Raw genomic sequence first — 19457 nt, forward strand, 5'->3', positions numbered from 1 at the left:
ACTCACTACTACAATCAAACCCTACACCTGTAACATTTTGCTTGTTTCTGGTAATGTGTAGTGTGCGATCGCATCGCCGGAGATCCACTTTTGCACCTATCGCTTAGACTTAAAAAAAAGCCTAGTATCGATGAACCAAAGTGTAAGTGGTACTCCCAGTCTGGAAAAACACACTCATGAAAATCTTGTTGCTACCAAACAACAGCTATTTGGCAAGCAACTAATTGTCCTTGTCTTGGAAATGCTTCTGGCATTACCTCTGGGTTTACTGCTCGCAAAGTTCCAAATTGGCAGGATTGCCTGGATATTTGGCGGGATTGCGGCTGGTACAATGGTTCTCCAAGGGTGTCGGATTTTTTATGAATATTCTCCCCAACCTAACCGCACTGCTAGAAAAGTGGGAATGGCACTTGTCGGCTTAACTGTTGGCGCTTCCAATGCCCACGCTAATCTAGCTGGTATTGCTTCTGGTATTCCCATATTTATTTTTCTTACCTTATTTCTGCTGCTGAGTGGAAGCTGTATCGGTTACATTTACTCCCGCGTCAGCAAAACCAACCTATTTACAGCAATGCTGGCTACAGTTCCTGGTGGTGTAGGAATTATGGCTGCGATCGCTGCCGATTACAATAAAAATGTTAGCTTGGTTGCTCTAGTTCAGGCGATTCGCGTCACCTCTGTAGTTGTTCTAATTCCCTTCATCGCTAGGACTTCGGCTGGTAATTACTATCCGCAAACCCTCCCAATCAATGCTGCTTGGCTGAATTTCGATCCATCTCAACTAGAATTACTCTTGTTAGTACTCCTCATCACTGGATTAGTTGTTTATCCAGCTATATTATTTAAAATTCCCGCCGGCGATTTCTTTGGTGCATTGTTGATTGGGATTGGGTTTAATCCTTTGCTACATTGGCTGCCTTTTGTGGGTGATATTAGCTTTAGTCCGCCGCCTTTAATTAACTTATTGGGTCAAATGCTCCTGGGAATTACTATTGGTGAATATTGGGGAGATAAACCTAACTTAAAAAAGCGGACTGTCGCCTATGCCTTGATGTCTGTAGGGATGACTCTTGTAGCCGGAGCGATCGCTGCTATACTTGCGATGCAATTAACCTCTTGGGACTGGTTAACCTGTCTTTTAGTCACAGCACCAGGAGGATCGGCAGAAATGATCCTGGTTTCCCTGGCATTGAATCATAATGTTGAAATTGTCACAACTGGTCATTTAGTGCGGTTAATTGCAATTAACAGTTCCCTACCTCTTTGGCTGTTTCTGTTTCGCCGTCTGGATGAGCAACTTTCTGAACCAGTTTAATTGATAAAGGCATCGGGGATTAACGCTTTCGGAGTTAGGAAAGAATGGAAAGAACAGCAAACCCAAGAGTCAAAATTTGCTGTATCAGCAGCATAGAAGAAGCATGGATTGCTATTCGTTGCGGTGCATCTGCCCTCGGTTTGGTTTCTCAGATGCCAAGTGGCCCCGGTGTTATCTCTGAGGAACTAATTGCGAAAATTGCTGCTTGTGTACCACCCCCGATCGCTACTTTTTTACTTACTTCAAGCCTTGATGCTCAGGAGATTATTCAGCAGGTAAGGCGCTGTCGGACAAATACTGTACAAATCTGCGATCGCCTAGAATCAGGAAGCTATCAAGATATACGAGATGCCTTACCTGGAATCTCCATTGTCCAAGTAATTCATGTCATTACAGAAAAATCTATAGACGAGGCAATCAACGTAGCGCCCTACGTAGATGCAATTCTACTGGACTCCGGCAATCAATCACTGCTAATTAAAGAGTTGGGCGGCACAGGACGCTTACACGACTGGAACTTGAGTGCTAAAATCCGTGAGCAAGTAAACGTGCCAATTTTCTTAGCTGGAGGGCTGAAACCTGAGAATGTTGTGATCGCAGTTGGGCAAGTTGCTCCTTTCGGGCTTGATTTGTGTAGCGCCGTTCGCACCAATGGCAAATTAGATGAAGAGAAGCTCAAGCTATTCTTCCAACAATTAAAATAGGGCATGGTGCAAATGACAAGTGACAAATGACAAATGACAAATGACAAATGACAAATGACAAAGATGCAACTTGAATGCTGGTTAGCTTATCCTTTTGTTATCCAAATACGAAGGATGCTTTAGATGGTTGCCCAAATCCAAGAACTTGAAGCCCAGCACTGGGTTAAAACTCGTTCTTCCCTCGACCCTACCGAATCGACTTTCCTGATTTGGAAAGGTAAAATTTACGCCTTTATCCCCGGTGAAAAAAGACAACTCCTGTTTAAGATGCTGGGATTGAGCGTTAGCCGATGTATTCCCACAACAGAAGGTAGCTGGGATTTTACTTCTAGGGAACTGACTTACTACCTCAACCCCAAAACAGATGAGGTTTTACCCAAATGGGAAAATCCTTGGACGGGCGAAACAGTTCCGGTGATTCACGTTGCCAATAATCCTGTACAGGGAAAGTTTGAGGGAAATTTCCCCGCACAAGTAGATGGTGAGAGTACAACCTTCGTTTTTGATATATTTCCTTATTACCCCAATCCCTTAGTAGACGATCCAAAATTTGCCGAATACAGCCCAAATCCAATTTATCAGGCAGCGGAATTGTTTAAATTAACAGTGCCAACCGCAGATTTATTCAACCCAGCAGTTAAATCAGTTTCTCAACTGAAACTGAGTTGGGATAGAATTGGTCAATGGCTTCCCTGGATGAAAATGGGCGATCGCCCCGGTCAACTTATCTACAGTGCTGTTGGCAGTAAAGTCAATGGTTTAACAGAACTCCCCCCAGTGCTGCAAGACGAAATTAAAAACCGTATTCCTCTATATAAACAAGCTCCAAAAGCATTGATAGATGGGGAAGATATGACTTCCTGGCTGTACTTCCAAAAGCACTTTCAAGCTTACTTAGCTGGTGAAATCTTCCCACTTCCCCAAGCAGAAGAATTGTAAACTAGCTAGAAAGAAATATCGAACTCTTGCCAGGAGATAGCTGATGGCGATCCGAAAAGCAAATTTAACCGATGCACCTGCGATTGCTAGAGTGCATGTAGACGCTTGGCGGACAACCTACAAAAACTTATTGCCAGCAAAGTTCCTGGCAGATTTATCCTATGAAGAACGAGAGACAAAATGGGTAAAAATTTTCAGCAACATAGCTCAGGATAATTTTACCTATGTTGCTGAGGATGAAATCGGACAAATAGTTGGTTTTGCCAGTGGAGGTCAAGAGAGGACAGGCGATCGCTTTTATCAAGGTGAGCTGTACGCTATCTATATTCTGGAGAAGTACCAGCGCCAAGGTTTAGGATATCGCCTGGTTTCCACCATCGCCACCAGGCTGATGCAGTCTGATATTAGTTCAATGTTAGTGTGGGTTTTAGCTGATAATCCCGCTTCCAGGTTCTATCAAAGCCTTGGTGGTCAGCAGGTGAACCAAAAGCAAATCGAGATTGCCACTGTGCAGCTAATTGAGGTTGCATACGGTTGGACGGACACGCGAAAAGGGATAATTTAAAATTTGGCGACTATATAATAGTGTTATTTTGCGATCGCTACTGTAATTTGAGATAGTATGCTTGTTCCTGAACCACAACAAGAGCTTTTAGAGCAAATTCTGGCAAAGTTGCAGACGGATGACCGTGTACTGGGTGTAGCGATCGGTGGTTCCTATTTGACTGGAGAAATGGATGAGTATTCCGACCTGGATCTGATTATTGTTATAGATAATGTTCATTATCAGGAAGTTTTAAAGGAGCGTCAGCTTTTAGCCAGCAGGCTTGGGAAACTTCTAGCAGCTTTTACCGGTGAACACGTCGGCGAACCTAGATTGTTAATCTGTCTTTATGACAGTCCTCTTGTACACGTCGATTTGAAGTTTTTGCTTTTACAAGATTTTCAAACAAACCGCGTAGAAAATCCGATTATTTTATGGGAGCGAGTTAATCTACTAACCTTAGCTGTTTCAAAGAACCCACGGAACTATCCACCCTTTGACCCGCAGTGGATTGAAGACCGCTTCTGGGTGTGGGTACACTACGGTGCAACTAAATTAGGAAGAGGTGAACTCTTTGAAGCCATTGATTTTCTTTCTTTTCTGCGTGGGCAAGTTCTGGCCCCATTAGCTAAGGTGCAAGCTGGATTGCTTCCACGGGGTGTAAGAAATTTGGAAAGGGAAATTCCGTCTTATTTGAGCGATTTTCGGCAGACTATTCCCGCTAAACACGATCAACATGAAATTGCACGATCATTTCAACATACCATTCGCTTGTACTGCCAGCTTCGCTCTACATTAACAATGCCAGAGTTGATTCTCCGCTCTCAAGCAGAAGCTGCTTGCACAAAGTATTTAGAAAAAGTAATAGATGACTTCAAATAGCGCTAATAAAACTCAAGGTTCAAATCTCCTACCTCCTGCCTCTTCCCTCCTTCAATCAAATTTCACCTCTTGACCTGAACAATCAAATAGATGTAAACCTAACCGTTGCGAAAGTTCTTCACACACCTTTACGCCCCGCACACTATTACCACGCACATCCAACAACGGTGAAAAAACTCCGATGCCCATTTTATTGGGTACAACGGCAATAATCCCACCACAAATACCGCTTTTCGCCGGAATCCCAATTTTATAAGCCCACTCACCTGCAAAGTTGTACATCCCGCAGGTATACATAACACTCAAAATATCTTTGATGTAACGCTTATCTACTGCCTGTTCTTTGGTGATGGGGTTAATACCTCTGTTCGCCAGAGTAGCCGCCATCACCGCCAAGTCTTGACAATTCACCATCACAGCACACTGCTGAAAATAAAGATCCAGCGCCTCTTCAATGTTTCGGTCAATCATGCCAAAGTTGAGCATCAAATGCGCCATTGCGCGGTTACGATGCCCTGTACTGCGTTCTGAGGTAAAAACTGAAATGTCAACGAATACGTCGCGGCCAATATATCGGCGAAACATATCCAGCATTCGGTTCAGGCGTTCGGTAGGGCCGGAACCTTTGATTAAGCTAGTGGTGGCGATCGCTCCTGCATTTACCATTGGATTATAAGGTCGCTTCGATTGCTCATCCAAAATAATCGCGTTGAATGCATCCCCTGTCGGTTCCACGCCAACTCGAGTTAAAACATAATCCAGTCCATGATCTTCTAAGGCAAGTCCATAAGCAAATACCTTAGAAATTGACTGAATAGTAAAAAGTTGCTCATAATCCCCAACTTTATAAACCTGACCATCTACTGTCACAATGCAAATGCTGAACAAATCCGGGTTTGCCTTTGCCAGTTCGGGAATGTATTTCGCTACTGCACCCTCCCGCAGTGATTTGTACTGGGAATGCAGCTCGTTGAGAACAGCTTTTAATGGCGATGGTTCTATTTCTAAATTTCCTTGATTTGTCATTAGGCTGATGGCATTTCCCAAAATACCTACTATATATAGAAGAAGTGCAGCTGTACATCCCTACAGCTACAAAGATTTTGTCCAAGACAGTTTGCTCTCAAAAATCATACTTGAGTAATTACTGAGATTCAAAAAAAAGTAATGTAATGGATGCTACATATGGTATCTGTTATCTAAGCGATCGCAAAGTTTTCTTAATTTTTAAGTCATTAATCCGGAAAAATATTAACTTGAGTATTGCCCTTTTTTTTATACTCAGCAACACTGTACTATCAAGTTATATTTATCACCAATATTAGTCTAGTTGTGGAGAATAAAAGTAATGATTGATGTAAGTAGAAAAAACTTTGAAAAAAGATATTAGATTAAAACTAATTTGCATAAGTATTAAGATGTAACTCTTATCACGACTTATTCATAGTTAAATCTAAATATTTCCTTAAATAAATGATTTTAGGTATTTATGCCGATGCTATTTAATTAAAGTTATATTACCTTCTTATAGGAAATAGCTAAAAAGTATGTGATCTATAATACACGGATAGTTGCGAGCCTTTAGAAGTGATGTGAAGAGGGTATCGTCACTTTTGTGTGAAATAAGCGTAAAGTTTTTTGAAGAAATTTTTGACTTACACAAAAAAGCGTTACATAGCCAAAGTCCGCTTTTGAGAAAGGTTTCGACCTTCAAATTGAAATGGGAATTTGAGAAAGTGGCCGATAGTTACGCTAAAACCCTGATCCCCAAGCCAAAAGGTTCGTGTTAGTCTGTTGCAGTTATAAAGAACAAAGTGAAAACGGAACGAGTTCGAGTTTTTCAAATAGGGAAATCACTTTCATTAGTGAAAAATCCCGCAAGTTATAAAACTTAAGTTCTACAGTCGCTTTCAAAAACGGACGCATGAATCAAAGACATTTGTGGACTATTGTTGCCCTGTTTATGGCTGTTTTGGGAGTACCATCAGTCGGTTGCACTCAAACCACCAAGGGAAATGCGCTAGCATCCCAAAAATCACCCGCCCCTGATGTCGTTAAGGTGGGAGAGTACCAATCAACAGCAGGGAAACAAACCTTGGATGCTGTGATTACAGAAATTCATTCTCACAACATTAGAGGACGTAAGGCGGCAACTCTTTTTATCAGAAATATACCTGTTCTCACCTTTTTAAGTTCTGTATCAAATACGAATTCTGAAACTAAAAAAGTTGGTGCAATTGGCAATACTGGGGGCGTACAATCGTACGCCCTTCTTACTAGCAATTCATCAAATGCATTGAATACTGGCAACGTCACAGATGCGAGTAACCAGATTAGCTCCGCTGACAATGACCCGGTTGAGATAGCTAGTGTAATAGCAGCTAAGATTAACCAGTTGAATCGGGAAAACGTCGACGGGAGTAAGATTACCGTCAGTTGGAAAGCAGGGGAAAAATCTACTGCCAATCAAGCGCAAAACAAAAGTGTCCCTGTTCAACAAGATGGCGATCGCTACGTAATCAAAATTAATGGCGAAGAGTTGGTAGAAATCAACGAAGGTACGCGATTAGCAGGTACTACCAACGATCTAGCGCAAGATGCATTGCAAGCAACCAATCGCCTGCGGAGGCTATTAGGCAATGCATCTCCCTTAAAAGAAATTGCTAATTTACCAGTACGCCAACCAGTATCGATACCAAAGCTGCCTCAACAGATTGCCGTCGGAGTAGTGCGAGCCACCTTGAGAGGCATGGCTTCTTATTACGGTTATGACGGCTCTGGTAATCGTACTGCTAGCGGTCAGAGATTTAATCCCGAAGCAATGACTGCCGCCCATCGCAGCTTACCCTTTGGTACGCAAGTGCGTGTAACTAACACCCGCAACGGTCGTTCTGTAGTACTGCGAATTAATGACCGCGGCCCATTCATTCGGGGTCGAGTCATTGACGTGTCTGCCGGCGCGGCTCGAATTTTGGGAATGATGGGCAGTGGTGTTGCACCAGTGCATATTGAAGTCTTAGGGAAATAATTATTAGGGAATAGGGAGTAGGGAGTAGGGAATAGGGAATAGAGAAGAAACTTAATCACTACTCCCCACACCCCACTCCCCACACCCCACTCCCCACTCCCCACAACAATTCCCCTAGTTCAATCAACTCTTCCCTCTATTTCAGATATAAACTAACGGGGGAGGGATCGATAAGAACTAGGGGTATTTTTGTGCGCCTGCTGACAACAGTCGCAGCTTTACGCTGCTATTTAACTAAACGCTGCTCAGAAAACAAGCTGATTGCAGTTACTGAGCATCTGAGATTAGATGAGATGACTGGCTGGTATCAGACGGCAGTCGGTCTGGTACCAACGATGGGAAATTTGCATCAAGGTCATTTAAGCTTGATTCAACGGGCGCGGCACGAAAATTCGACGGTGATTGTGAGTATTTTCGTCAATCCCCTGCAATTTGCTCCCAATGAGGATTATCAACGCTATCCCCGCACTTTAGAGCAAGACCAAAAACTTTGCGAACAAGCTGGGGTTGATGCCATTTTTGCACCGACTGCGGAAGAAATGGCAGTTCCTCAGAAGAGTATACAAGAATCAAAGGTTACACAAGTTATCCCCCCATCTGCTATGATCACAGGCTTGTGTGGTCGTTCTCGGCAAGGTCACTTTCAGGGTGTCGCTACCATTATTACCAAACTTTTGAACTTGGTACAGCCTGACCGTGCCTACTTTGGTCAAAAGGATGGTCAGCAACTAGCAATTATTAAACGCTTAGTAGCTGACTTAAATTTGCCAGTGGATATTGTTGGTTGTCCAATAGTGCGGGAAGCGTCGGGTCTTGCCTTCAGTTCTCGCAATCAATATTTGACGGCAACGGCAAAAGAGCAAGCAACGGTGTTATTTCGTGGCTTGCAACGAGCTGAAGCTGCATTTATTGGAGGCGATCGCAATAGTAACAAGTTGATAGCAGCGGTACAGCAAGAAGTGGCAATGGTCAGCACGGCCTGTGTGGAATATATTGAATTGGTTGAACCGACTACGTTGATGTCTTTAGAAAAAATTGAGGAGGAAGGAATGTTGGCGATCGCAGCTCGTTTTGGTGCTACACGTTTGATTGACAATATCATATTGCGCGATCGTCAACCCATCATCGCCATTGATGGCCCAGCTGGTGCTGGAAAATCCACAGTGGCGCGGCAAGTGGCAGCAAGCCTGAGCTTAGTGTATTTAGATACTGGAGCAATGTACCGTGCTGTCACTTGGTTAGTACTGCAAAAGGGGATTGCCATTGATGATGAATGTGCGATCGCCGAATTAACTAATCAGTGTAAAATTGAACTTACTCCCACCCAGGATTTACAATCGTCCGTGCGGGTTTGGATTGACGGCACTGATGTTACCCAGGCAATTCGCACCATTGAGGTAACATCTCAAGTATCAGCGATCGCGGCACAAAGCGCTGTCCGTCAAGCACTGGTTAAACAACAGCAAAGTTGGGGTAAAAGAGGTGGTTTAGTTGCTGAAGGTCGGGATATTGGTACTCACGTATTCCCCGATGCCGAAGTGAAAATCTTCTTAACGGCTTCTGTGAGTGAACGCGCCCGTCGCCGCCAGCAAGACTTTAACAAACAAGGTCAACCTGAAGTGAGTTTAGAGCAGCTGGAACACGACATTGCCGAACGTGACTGGAAAGATAGTACACGCAAAGTTTCGCCTTTGCAAAAAGCAGTAGATGCGATCGAAGTGCAAACTGATGGTTTAGACGTATCTGAAGTCACGGCACAAATCGTTAACTATTACCAACAGCGTTTATCTCAGTATTAATTACTGCTATTTGCTGTTAGTTTTTTAGTTTCAAAGGATGGTGAGTGAGTGATTATTCACTTACCGTCCTCAAAACTGCCTTTGAAAATAAATCTGATAAAAAAGGCTATCTTTTTATAAGAATTAATATTTTGGAAATTTTTACATAAGATCGTAGTATTTATTTAAATATCAAATCATCTCGCTTTCGACTGATTTTTCACATCCTAATTAATCCTACTAAAGATAGAAGTATGAAAGCTTTAATTGCTAAATGCTAGTTATTTATTAGCCTTTCGCTATAAAATATTAGTCATTTTTATTTATAGTCAAGAATTACTAGCGATTTGACTTATCACCAAAGTACTTTGTTTCCGTCTTCACTTGATCTTCACTTTGGTAGTAGAATGACGATGTTAAGTTTTATGTTCCATGATTAAAGACATAAAACCCCTAAAAATAAAAGCTATTAATTTCCCAAACTTCTGCAATAGCTTAAAACTGGAAACCGATAAAGAGAGGATGACACAATGGCATTTGTACAGCCCCCACTACCCTTTGAAAAGGATGCTCTAGAGCCTTTTGGCATGAAAGCTGAAACTTTCGAGTATCACTATGGTAAGCATCATAAAGCTTATGTAGACAACCTCAACAAGCTCACTGAAGGTACAGAACTTGCTGATAAGTCTCTGGAAGAAGTGATCAAAATTTCCTTCCAAGACTCCTCTAAGGTGGGAATCTTCAACAACGCTGCCCAAGTTTGGAACCACACTTTCTTCTGGAATTCCTTAAAACCAAAAGGTGGCGGCGCACCCACTGGTGAACTCGCAGCCAAAATCGATAAAGATTTTGGTAGTTTCGACAAATTCAAGGAAGAGTTCTCTAACGCGGCTGCAACTCAATTCGGCAGTGGGTGGTCTTGGCTGATCGATGATGGTGGTACGCTAAAGGTGATCAAAACACCAAATGCAGAAAATCCCCTAGCTCATGGTAAAAAGGCACTCCTAACCTTAGATGTTTGGGAACACGCCTACTACATTGACTATAAAAACGCCCGTCCAGCGTTCATCAAGAATTTCCTAGAAAACTTGGTTAACTGGGACTTTGCTGCTGAAAACTTGGCTAAAGCTTAATTAATTGGCAGTTTTGAACTGGCTGCGATGTCTTTTAGCCAGCTACTTCGCAGCTACGTAGCTTGTGTTAGATAAGTAAGTCGGTGTAAATAATTATTGTTGGGATAAGGCAGTTCTTGCTGGGAGCAAGGAGCAGGGGGGAAAGAGTTTGAGCATTATTTACTTTTCTTCACACAGTTTGGTTTTATTGCACCGACTTGCTTATGTAAAGTAGAAATAATTCAGTTAACACCTTTGTCAGCAGTCACGACAGTAGTCAGTCAAGTTTAAATTGATGGGTAAGCGAGTTCGCAGTAAGGACTAAAGTCCTTATTTTCTAAGCACTAAAGTGCTTACTACAAACCCTGAAAACTAACTTAGACATTGTATTAATATCGTGACTGTTTTTGCTTTTGAGTTGAGAAGATAGGGGAGATGAGGGAGAAATCAATTAAACTAATTCGCAATTCGCAATGACGCTCGTTCGCGTAGCGTGTCGCAGACAAGACTCGCTAACGCTGCACTAACGCAATTCGCAATTTGCTTTTTCCGTGTTGTAACGGGGATAAAGACAAGCAGCCCAACACTTGCGGCTTGATAGAAGCCGGGGATTTAAACCCCTACACTTTGTTCAAAATTCAAAAATAAAATATATGGATAGCAAAGAACTAGCGCAATATATCGAAGCAACGAATAGCATCAGTAAACCTTGGGTATTGATACAACTGCGCCTTAAAAAATTGCAAGAGCGTCGAGCCACCCTGACAAACGATGTTTATACCAAAGAATTAGAAGATATTTACCAAGACTTGATGAATTTGGGGGAATGGTGGCGCGGTATTGAAGATGAGGTATTTTAAAGGTATGAGTTATGAGTTAGGAGTTATGAGTTATGAGTTTTCCTAACTCTTAACTCCTAACTCTTCACTTTTAACTTAAAACGCAATCTGATGGCTCAAGCTCTCGATCAAGTCGATTACGATACTCTCGATGCTGCAAAACGACGCTTCATCGATGCCGCAAAACGCACACTTGGCTTTGCAAGCGCTTATGGCATCGTGCCCGCGTCAGGTCTCGGAGCAAGCGCTAACGCTTTCAACTTCAACCTTGCTCCGTTTATAGAAGCGGGGGCTAGAGAAGTTTCTCTGACACTTGTCCCCGAAGGACTGGGCACCGCAGACGATACCCGCCCTGACGACCTCTCTGAAGAAGAACTTAGACGATTTTGGTGGAATATTGGTATCAAAATCATCTCGTGTCTGACGAACGATGCCGCAACTTCAGGTATGCAGACTATACTTCTCGGTCTTTATCTGCCGTCGAGTACTCCTGAAACAATCTTTACCCCCGCTTTTCTTGATGGGTTTCTTGATGGAGTAGTTGAGGGCTGTAAACGAGTCGGGTGTGTCTATCTCTCAGGGGAAACTCCTCAACTAAAAACCAAGATGATTCCAGGGCGGCTCGACATCGCCGGCTCAGTTTTTGGGGTTATGCCGGCTGGTGTCGCTCCCATTGATAGCTCGCGTCTGGATGCCGGAAATACCATTGTTCTCGTTGAGAGTTCGGGGCCCCATGAGAACGGCTTTACCCCACTACGAAAGCTTGCCGAGTCGCTTCCTGATGGCTACAGAACAAAACTTCCGAGTGGGCAGGAGTTCTGGGAGGCGATGAATGCTGCGTCGTATCTTTACACGCCTCTTGTGCAAGCGGTGCTTGGCGAGGGAATTCGTCCCACGGCAATGGAGAACATCACTGGTCATGGCTGGCAAAAGTTGATGCGGTCGGTGAAGCCGCTTCGGTATGTCATTGAAATGATGCTCCCAGTACCAGAGATATTTACATTTGTTGAGAGTCATCTTGAGGGCGGAGCTGAGACGATGCTTTCGGTGTTCAATTATGGTGCAGGATTCGCATTCTATACAGAGTCAAAGCAGGATGCAGAGAGAATTGTCCTACTTGCAAGAGAACATCAACTTTCGGCTGTGATTGCTGGAAGAGTTGAAGCGTCTCTTTCCCGCGAGGTAGTGGTAGAACCCCTTGGAGTCACCTTGAAGGGAGATTCTTTTGGAATTGCGCGAGGGGTATAATGGTCAGCAAGCGATCGCTAATTTTCTCAAAGCTATTTTAGACTCACTTAGGTGATGCCTGCGGTAAATGCTAGCCTACGCTAAAGTCATTATTGGTTAAAAAAAATCTTTAATTACTGAAATAAATAATATTTTTTACACACAAAACCAATTTGCATTTCAGGCTTATTAGAAATAATTACTCTACTAAACCTTTCTTTTATAAGTCATTTAACACAAATGCTATAGGCGCATTTATGAAAATTTGGATGTGATATTTACTACCACTTAACGATGAAGTGGTGCAAATCACTCATGACTACTGAGGTTAAGATTTGCTAACGTAGTCTTAACATATTGAAAAATTTGCTGAGAAAGCTGAGAAAGTAGCAGCCGATACTAATTTTTAGTGTTGGTTCTTTCTCATCTAGAGATGTGGCGTTTTGGTGTGTTAAGAAAATATATTTTTCTTCAGAGGGGGTTATGGTTGTAAATTTGGCCCGTACTACAGCTTCGGCAGAACTTTTGAAGCAAGTATTTCATAACATTGATGCACATAGTTGTCCAAGGTTATTCAACTTTCACATGCACACTGTCCACTCGGATGGAAGGTTGCAGCCGAGTGGATTGATGGAGCAGGCGATCGCTATTGGGCTAAAAGGGTTAGCCATCACCGATCATCATGGTATTATCGGCTATCAAGCGGCCCTTGCTTGGTTAGAAGACTGGAAGTGGAATAATCCTGGTGCAAGTACTCCTTACCTGTGGAGTGGCGTGGAAATCAATGCCAACCTTTTGAATATAGAAGTTCATATTTTGGCTTACGCTTTTGCAACAGAACACCCTAGCATGAAACCCTATCTGCAAAGAAGGGCGACTACAGGCCAAGAATATCAGGCAAGTAATGTGATTGCCGCTATTCATGAAGCTGGGGGATTGGCAGTTCTGGCTCATCCAGCTCGTTACAAGCGATCGCTTTTTGATTTAATTCCAGCTGCGGCGCAAAATGGTATCGATGGTGTGGAAACTTTCTACGCCTACAATAACCCTAACCCCTGGAAACCCAGCACTTTGGAATCAGAAAAAGTGCAAAAGTTAGCTGATGAATACTTTCTTTTCAATACTTGTGGTACTGATAGCCACGGTTTGAGCCTGCTACAACGTTTGTAAAGATGAATCCATTTTTTTCAACTCTCCTGGTTCAATCTGCCAGGAGGTTATTCTATTTTGGATTTTCGCTAATTAAGCCTGATATCAACCCACATTCGGCAGGTTAGTTTGAAAATTATAATGCTAACTAAGCAAAGAAACTGCTGACTGCAATATTTCCGAATGCGGGAAAAGTACCCGTTAATCCTGTTAAATTGACTAACAAATCACTATTCGCCTGAAAACCAGCAGTGCTATTATTGATTGCCAGGTAAGTTCCAGCGATCGCTCCACTTGTGACTTTGACTAAGGCTGCACCATTCACCCCTAAAGCTTGATTTCCGGCTGAGGCTCCATTAGCATCGGTAAATACCTGGTTGGCTAAATTTACTAAAGTGGTGGCAGTGCTATCAGCAGCACGGCTAAAAATGCTAGGTGCATTCGCGGCTAGTCCGCCTTGAGTCAGTAAACCAATTTTATCTGTGCCAATGGTGAAGTCAGTAATGCGATCGCTTGCTGATACTAATGATTGTCCAAATTGGAAGATGAATCTATCTGCGCCTTGGCCGCCAGTTAAAGTATCAGCACCAGCGCCACCATTCAAAATATCATTTCCATTGTCGCCATTAATAACATTGGCTCCAGAGTTACCGGTGAGGATGTCATCGAAAATCGAGCCTTTGACGTTTTCAATGTTGGAAATAAAATCGGTTCCTGCACCACCACTCGCAAGTCCAGTCGCAAGATTTACGATAATCCTGGAACCGACAAAACCGTACTCAACGGTATCAATGCCACCTCCACCATTGATAGTATCTGCACCGAATCCGCCCAAGAAAGATTCATTAGCACCAGAACCAGTCAGCACGTCATTAAAACGAGATCCTAACACTCGCTCAATGGACACTAAGGTATCATTACCGCTACCACCAGTAACAACTTTGGTGAACAAATTAACATTGACTGCTGAGGTAGCGTCGAAATAGACGGCAGTATCAAATCCTGCACCGCCATCAATCTTATCAGCGCCGCCAAACCCCTGGATCTGGTTATTTCCAGAGTTCCCAGTCAGCACATCGCCATATTGTGACCCCTCGATGTCCTCCACGTTGGAAATAACCGAAGTGCCATAAGAAGTAATTGCCTTCCCTGTCAAGAGATTAACAGTTACTCCCTCGCTAAACCTTTTAAAAGTTAAAACATCAATGCCTGCCCCACCATTAATGGTGTCGTTCCCCTTAGATCCGAGGAAACTGTCGTCGCCCACAGAGCCTAAGAAACTGTCATTTCCCCGATAGTAATATTGATCATAGTCGTATGATGACTCGCCGATAGTTAAAAGGTTATTTCTTGTCGCAACGTCAACATTCAGATTTGTGTCCTGGCTTGCGAGTTGGCCGTTAGTTCCAAAGTAATAGATCGAAGTAATAGTTCCAGAATTAAAGAATCCGTTTGAAGCATAGGTAAAATTGACACCTATGTTACTCGACCGCAGAACGCCACTGCTATCAAGTATTTCAAAATTTGTGGACGTTTGCGCCCCATAGTTTTCGACAAGATAAACAGTATCCCCAGTGTACCTGTTACTTTGAAATCGCACTTTATTAGCCATAAAACTTTCTCTCTTGATTAAACGCTTGGTGTGAATTTATCTTGAGTGAAGATGTCATTAAAGATTTCCAAAAAATAAATTATCCAATCTTATCGGGTGGGCAGCGTTCGACTGAGCGCTCACGCCGAAGTCTTACCCGCAGCAAAAAGCGGGCGAGAGAGAAGCCCACGCCACAAACTGACTTTTTACGGTATCTGCAAAACCTCTCTCTAAATCTCTCTCCTAAAAGGAGAGACTTTGAATTTTCCCCCTTCCCGCGTCGGGAAGGGGGTTAGGTTTTTCGTGGGATTTTCCAGATGACGTGAAAAATCAGCCCGCAGAAGAAGTAGTTAAGTATTTTTTATTTGGAAGTCCTTTAGCGTAGTGGTACGCTATGCCAGATAGTACCATTCTTTTTTAGAAAAATATCACCAACCCATTTATTTTTATATCTGGAAAATAATTTATATATAGTGATTGACCGGATAAATTTGGCTTATGTAAATAACTCTTTTTTATATCTATGAATAGAGAAAAATCATCAAATGTCGTCATGGTAATTGCTTATTTTCTTCCAACTGTCGCCAAAAGGTGCTTTGGGCTTCTCGCAATTCGACATCAAGATCGGAATTATTCCTCTTTTCTCTCCCTCTGCGTACTCAGCGTCTCTGCGGTTTTTTAATCATTCAGATACTACCGGATTTGATATCATTCCGAATACTGTTATACTTCTTGGCAAGAGCGCGCAGATTTCGATTGAACGTTGGCGAAGCTTCAACTTGAATCAAAGGCTGATCAGTCATTTTCAAGCCCTTCCCAAAGTTGAGCCACACCGATGTATCAATCAGCAGCATTATGAGTCTCACGCAGAGCTTTATGGTCAAAGTCTGGGACTAACTGGATTTGTCCTGCGAGGTCGAAAAGGTTTTTCTTGCGGTGCGATGCTTCAGAGAAGCCACTTCGTAAACGTACAAGTTCTTGCAGAGCAAAATTCACTAGTTCTTCTTGGGTAGTGAGGTTGGTGAGTTGTAAGGCTTCGTTAAGGAGAGATTCATCAAGGTTAAGGGTAACTTGCATAGGTATGAGTTGAGATAAACACAATATTCTCCTCACATTTTAATCTGATAGACGACCGACTCACCTCAGAGCATAAAGTTACTCTAAGTAGGGCGTGATGAACATTTAACGTTAATTAGTGCCGAAATTCTGACTGAAAATTCTGCAATCCAAAGAGTCTGCGAAAAATTGGGTTTTTATATTCATCCCACTGCTGATGCTTCAGTCGTGACAGCAAAGATTAGAACTTGATGTGAAGCATAACAAATTCCGTTTTTCTTCTAAGCGATCGCGTTTCTCGTCGGCTTCTAACGATCAAGCTCATCGGCTGTAGTAAACTTTAACGAACTAAAAGGATTAGGCAGCAGTCCGGTGCACGAGATTTAGGTGTTTCTTGGGAAGGAACAATGATTAGGCAAAATCTTTATGACAACCAGCTAAGAGACACTAAGTTTATCCCACTTGTATTTTCTCGTGAAGACTTAGAGATACTACAAATAATATTTATCGAACAGTTGTAAATTCTTGATTCACAGACTCAATTAATTGAGTGACCCGTTTTTTGATTTCATCGCGGACTCTCGGAAAAATTTCTGGTTGTTCTGCTGGATCATCTAACTGCCAGTCTTCAAATACTTCCTGCACAACCCATTCAGGCGGCAAATTCACCCCACAGCCACACAAAGAAATCACTACATCAAAGTCTTGTGCTTGGAAATCACTCAGGGATTTGGAGTGTTGATCGGTAATGTCGATACCAATTTCTTTCATGGTTGCGATCGCTTCTGGTCTAACCTGACTTGCTTCTAAGCCTGAGCTAATCACTTCAATCTTTCCCTTGCCAAGGGTTTTAGCAAAGCCTTCCGCCATTTGAGAACGGGCAGAATTCTTTTTGCAGACAAACATCACACGTTTCATGTTCAACTCCTCCAAATAATTTGACTAAATTTATCAATCAGGTTCTTGATTCTGATGGCGAAAAGTAACGTTTCTCAAACCAGAAAGCAACATTAACAAGACCAATCAATACAGGCACTTCCACCAGAGGCCCAACAACAGCAGCAAAAGCAACACCCGAATTAATCCCAAACACTGCGATCGCAACTGCGATCGCTAGTTCAAAATTATTTCCGGCGGCTGTAAACGCTACACTTGCGGCTCTAGAATAGTCTGTTTTAATCTGCCAAGCCATGTAAAAACTAACCAGAAACATGATGACGAAGTAGACGATCAGGGGAATTGCAATCTTCACCACATCTAAGGGAATCTGAATAATCAAATTCCCTTTCAAGCTGAACATAACCACGATCGTAAATAACAGAGCAATCAGCGTGATCGGGCTAATTTTAGTCACAAATTTCTCATGATACCACTGCTTACTTTTCACCTTTACTAGGAAGAAACGAGTGAAAAATCCAGCTAAAAAGGGAATACCAAGATAGATAAACACACTTTTGGCAATTTCGGCAATGCTGACATTAACAACACTGCTTTGTAACCCAAATAGTGGCGGCAGTATAGTCATGAAAAACCATGCATAAGGACTATAAAAGATAACTTGAAAGATACTATTGAAGGCAACCAACCCAGCCGTGTATTCTGTATTGCCTCGTGCCAAATCACTCCACACAACTACCATTGCAATACAACGGGCTAATCCAATCAGAATCAATCCCGTCATGTATTCTGGATAATCATGTAAGAAGACAGTCGCCAGAGCAAACATCAAAATTGGCCCAATGAGCCAATTCTGAATTAGTGACGCACCAAGAATTTTTCCATTGCGAAATACATCCCCTAACTCTTCGTATCGCACTTTTGCTAAAGGCGGATACATCATCAAAATTAACCCGATAGCAATTGGTATATTGGTTGTTCCTACTTGGAACTGGTTGACAAAGGCTTCTACTCCAGGAAAGAAATAGCCCAGTCCAACACCGATCGCCATTGCTAAGAAAATCCACAAAGTCAGGAAGCGGTCAATAAAGGAGAGGCGTTTTGAAGTCTTTTTGTTCATTACAATTAGCCCCCTACATTAATGCAGGAGCTTCGAGCAGAAATTTTGGATTGAATAATCCAAAATTTAAAATCTAAAATTCGTTGAGTTATATCAAGAATATATCTATCATTTCAAAAAAAATTGATTTGTCAATAAGTATATATCTAAAAGTAAATAAAACATTACAAAAAAAATTGATAGATTTTTAAGTCTCGCAAGGGGGACGAATAGGTAATATGGGGCTAAAGCGGCGGAATTCTGCTAGATACTGCTCTAAAGCAACAAATTGGGGCAGATTGAGGCTGTAGTAAATCCAGCGTCCTTCTTGACGAGCGCGAACTAAACCCGCTTCTTTCAGGGTTTTGAGGTGAAAAGACAGTTTGGACTGAGTAGTTCCCAGGTGGTCGCACAGGTCACACACGCATAGTTCTTGAGAGCGTAGAAGTTCTAATACTTTAATCCGTAGGGGGTCAGACAGAGCATGAAAGCCAGCAGCGATCGTATCAGGAGTGAAGGTGCTATTAGGAGCCATCAACTTTTTTTGAAGTATTTCTTTATGGTAAAGTCATTACGAATTACGAATTATTTTATAGTCGATTCTTAGTTGGAATCACAATCATCGAGAAATAGGGTACTTCGGCTGGATCGACTTCATCTAGGGGTAAAATGCGTTGCTGTGACGTTGATGCTCGCTCAATATATCTTGCCCGTGATGCTAGCCCTAATTTATGCAGGATATCCCGCACTTTGGTAAAATGACGACCTAGTTTCATAATTGCTGCTGCATCGGTCATCAGCAGATGTGTAGTCAGTTCTTCTGCTGGCAGTGGAGCGGGTAGGACTGTAAGAATATCGGTGTAGTAGGTGAAAGGTACACCCAAGGCTACCGGACAAGCCATCAGTGAGGAAACTCCAGGGACAACTTCTGTTTGGTACTGGTCAGATAACCGCGTGAACAGGTACATAAACGAGCCATAGAAAAATGGATCTCCCTCACACAGCACTACGACATCTCGACCTGCTGCTAAATGGTCGGCTATTGGTTCAATTTCCTTGTCATAAATAGACTTAGCCTTTTCTGGTTCCAAGGCGCGGGGGAGGTGAAATAGCACCTCGATTTGATTGCCAGGAAGATACTGAGCTACGATCGCTCTAGCGATACTTTCTTTATCTATTGCTGATTGATAGGCTACCACAGGAGCCGCACGTAATAGCCGCAGCGCTTTGAGGGTCAATAGTTCTGGATCGCCTGGGCCGACACCAATTCCATAAAGACGACCTTTGGGTTGCATAT

18 protein-coding genes are annotated in these 19457 nt (G+C 42.6%); 11 read left to right on the top strand and 7 right to left on the bottom strand.

Features of this window, described 5'->3' with window-relative positions; all coding sequences use genetic code 11:
* Nucleotides 1–130 precede the first annotated feature (130 nt).
* The 5 genes from RMY63_RS12765 (at nucleotide 131) to RMY63_RS12785 (ending at nucleotide 4384) form a co-directional block, all read left to right on the top strand.
* Nucleotides 131–1315 carry an AbrB family transcriptional regulator gene (locus RMY63_RS12765; protein ID WP_322729050.1) on the top strand — a complete coding sequence of 395 codons (1185 nt, stop codon included), beginning with the start codon at nucleotides 131–133 and terminating at the stop codon, nucleotides 1313–1315.
* A gap of 44 nt (nucleotides 1316–1359) precedes the next feature.
* Nucleotides 1360–2019 (top strand): phosphoribosylanthranilate isomerase, encoded by a 660-nt coding sequence (locus tag RMY63_RS12770; protein WP_322729051.1) that lies wholly within the window; start codon nucleotides 1360–1362, stop codon nucleotides 2017–2019.
* A gap of 123 nt (nucleotides 2020–2142) precedes the next feature.
* Entirely contained in the window at nucleotides 2143–2958 is an 816-nt protein-coding gene (locus tag RMY63_RS12775; RefSeq protein ID WP_322729052.1) for a DUF1838 domain-containing protein, read from the top strand.
* Between the two features lie 43 nt (nucleotides 2959–3001).
* On the top strand, nucleotides 3002–3523 hold the full coding sequence (locus RMY63_RS12780; protein WP_322729053.1) for a GNAT family N-acetyltransferase: 522 nt from the start codon (nucleotides 3002–3004) through the stop codon (nucleotides 3521–3523).
* A gap of 57 nt (nucleotides 3524–3580) precedes the next feature.
* Entirely contained in the window at nucleotides 3581–4384 is an 804-nt protein-coding gene (locus RMY63_RS12785) for a nucleotidyltransferase domain-containing protein (RefSeq protein ID WP_322729054.1), read from the top strand.
* Between the two features lie 51 nt (nucleotides 4385–4435).
* Here the strand turns inward: RMY63_RS12785 and glsA are convergent, their stop codons facing one another.
* Nucleotides 4436–5419 carry a glutaminase A gene (gene glsA / locus RMY63_RS12790; RefSeq protein ID WP_322729095.1) on the bottom strand — a complete coding sequence of 328 codons (984 nt, stop codon included), beginning with the start codon at nucleotides 5417–5419 and terminating at the stop codon, nucleotides 4436–4438.
* Between the two features lie 889 nt (nucleotides 5420–6308).
* On the opposite strand from glsA, the gene RMY63_RS12795 reads away from it, so the two are divergent.
* The 6 genes from RMY63_RS12795 (at nucleotide 6309) to RMY63_RS12820 (ending at nucleotide 13538) form a co-directional block, all read left to right on the top strand.
* A complete protein-coding gene (locus RMY63_RS12795; protein ID WP_322729055.1) occupies nucleotides 6309–7412 on the top strand; it encodes a septal ring lytic transglycosylase RlpA family protein in 1104 nt (367 codons plus the stop codon).
* A 191-nt stretch (nucleotides 7413–7603) separates the two neighbouring features.
* Complete coding sequence (locus RMY63_RS12800; protein WP_322729056.1) at nucleotides 7604–9211, top strand: bifunctional pantoate--beta-alanine ligase/(d)CMP kinase; 1608 nt, start codon at nucleotides 7604–7606, stop codon at nucleotides 9209–9211.
* A gap of 509 nt (nucleotides 9212–9720) precedes the next feature.
* Nucleotides 9721–10323 carry a superoxide dismutase gene (locus tag RMY63_RS12805; RefSeq protein ID WP_322729057.1) on the top strand — a complete coding sequence of 201 codons (603 nt, stop codon included), beginning with the start codon at nucleotides 9721–9723 and terminating at the stop codon, nucleotides 10321–10323.
* A gap of 632 nt (nucleotides 10324–10955) precedes the next feature.
* A complete protein-coding gene (locus RMY63_RS12810; RefSeq protein ID WP_322729058.1) occupies nucleotides 10956–11162 on the top strand; it encodes a hypothetical protein in 207 nt (68 codons plus the stop codon).
* Between the two features lie 90 nt (nucleotides 11163–11252).
* Entirely contained in the window at nucleotides 11253–12389 is a 1137-nt protein-coding gene (locus RMY63_RS12815) for an AIR synthase related protein (RefSeq protein ID WP_322729059.1), read from the top strand.
* A gap of 462 nt (nucleotides 12390–12851) precedes the next feature.
* Nucleotides 12852–13538, top strand: coding sequence for a PHP domain-containing protein (locus RMY63_RS12820; protein ID WP_322729060.1), 687 nt, complete (start codon nucleotides 12852–12854; stop codon nucleotides 13536–13538).
* Between the two features lie 127 nt (nucleotides 13539–13665).
* On the opposite strand, the gene RMY63_RS12825 is transcribed toward RMY63_RS12820, so the two are convergent.
* From RMY63_RS12825 to RMY63_RS12850, 6 genes are all read right to left on the bottom strand, one after another.
* A complete protein-coding gene (locus RMY63_RS12825) occupies nucleotides 13666–15129 on the bottom strand; it encodes a calcium-binding protein (protein WP_322729061.1) in 1464 nt (487 codons plus the stop codon).
* 819 nt (nucleotides 15130–15948) lie between these two features.
* Entirely contained in the window at nucleotides 15949–16185 is a 237-nt protein-coding gene (locus RMY63_RS12830; RefSeq protein WP_322729062.1) for a type II toxin-antitoxin system VapB family antitoxin, read from the bottom strand.
* A 483-nt stretch (nucleotides 16186–16668) separates the two neighbouring features.
* Nucleotides 16669–17082, bottom strand: a complete 414-nt coding sequence (gene arsC, locus RMY63_RS12835; protein WP_322729063.1) for an arsenate reductase, glutathione/glutaredoxin type — start codon at nucleotides 17080–17082, stop codon at nucleotides 16669–16671.
* A 37-nt stretch (nucleotides 17083–17119) separates the two neighbouring features.
* On the bottom strand, nucleotides 17120–18181 hold the full coding sequence (gene arsB / locus RMY63_RS12840; RefSeq protein ID WP_322729064.1) for an ACR3 family arsenite efflux transporter: 1062 nt from the start codon (nucleotides 18179–18181) through the stop codon (nucleotides 17120–17122).
* Nucleotides 18182–18368: 187 nt separating this feature from the next.
* Nucleotides 18369–18695: a metalloregulator ArsR/SmtB family transcription factor gene (locus tag RMY63_RS12845; protein WP_322729065.1), complete on the bottom strand. Its 327-nt coding sequence runs from the start codon at nucleotides 18693–18695 to the stop codon at nucleotides 18369–18371.
* A gap of 55 nt (nucleotides 18696–18750) precedes the next feature.
* A complete protein-coding gene (locus tag RMY63_RS12850; protein ID WP_322729066.1) occupies nucleotides 18751–19455 on the bottom strand; it encodes a precorrin-2 C(20)-methyltransferase in 705 nt (234 codons plus the stop codon).
* Between the last annotated feature and the right edge of the window lie 2 nt (nucleotides 19456–19457).

Origin of the sequence: Nostoc sp. ChiQUE01b (assembly GCF_034531255.1) — a bacterium.
Lineage (GTDB): Bacteria > Cyanobacteriota > Cyanobacteriia > Cyanobacteriales > Nostocaceae > Nostoc.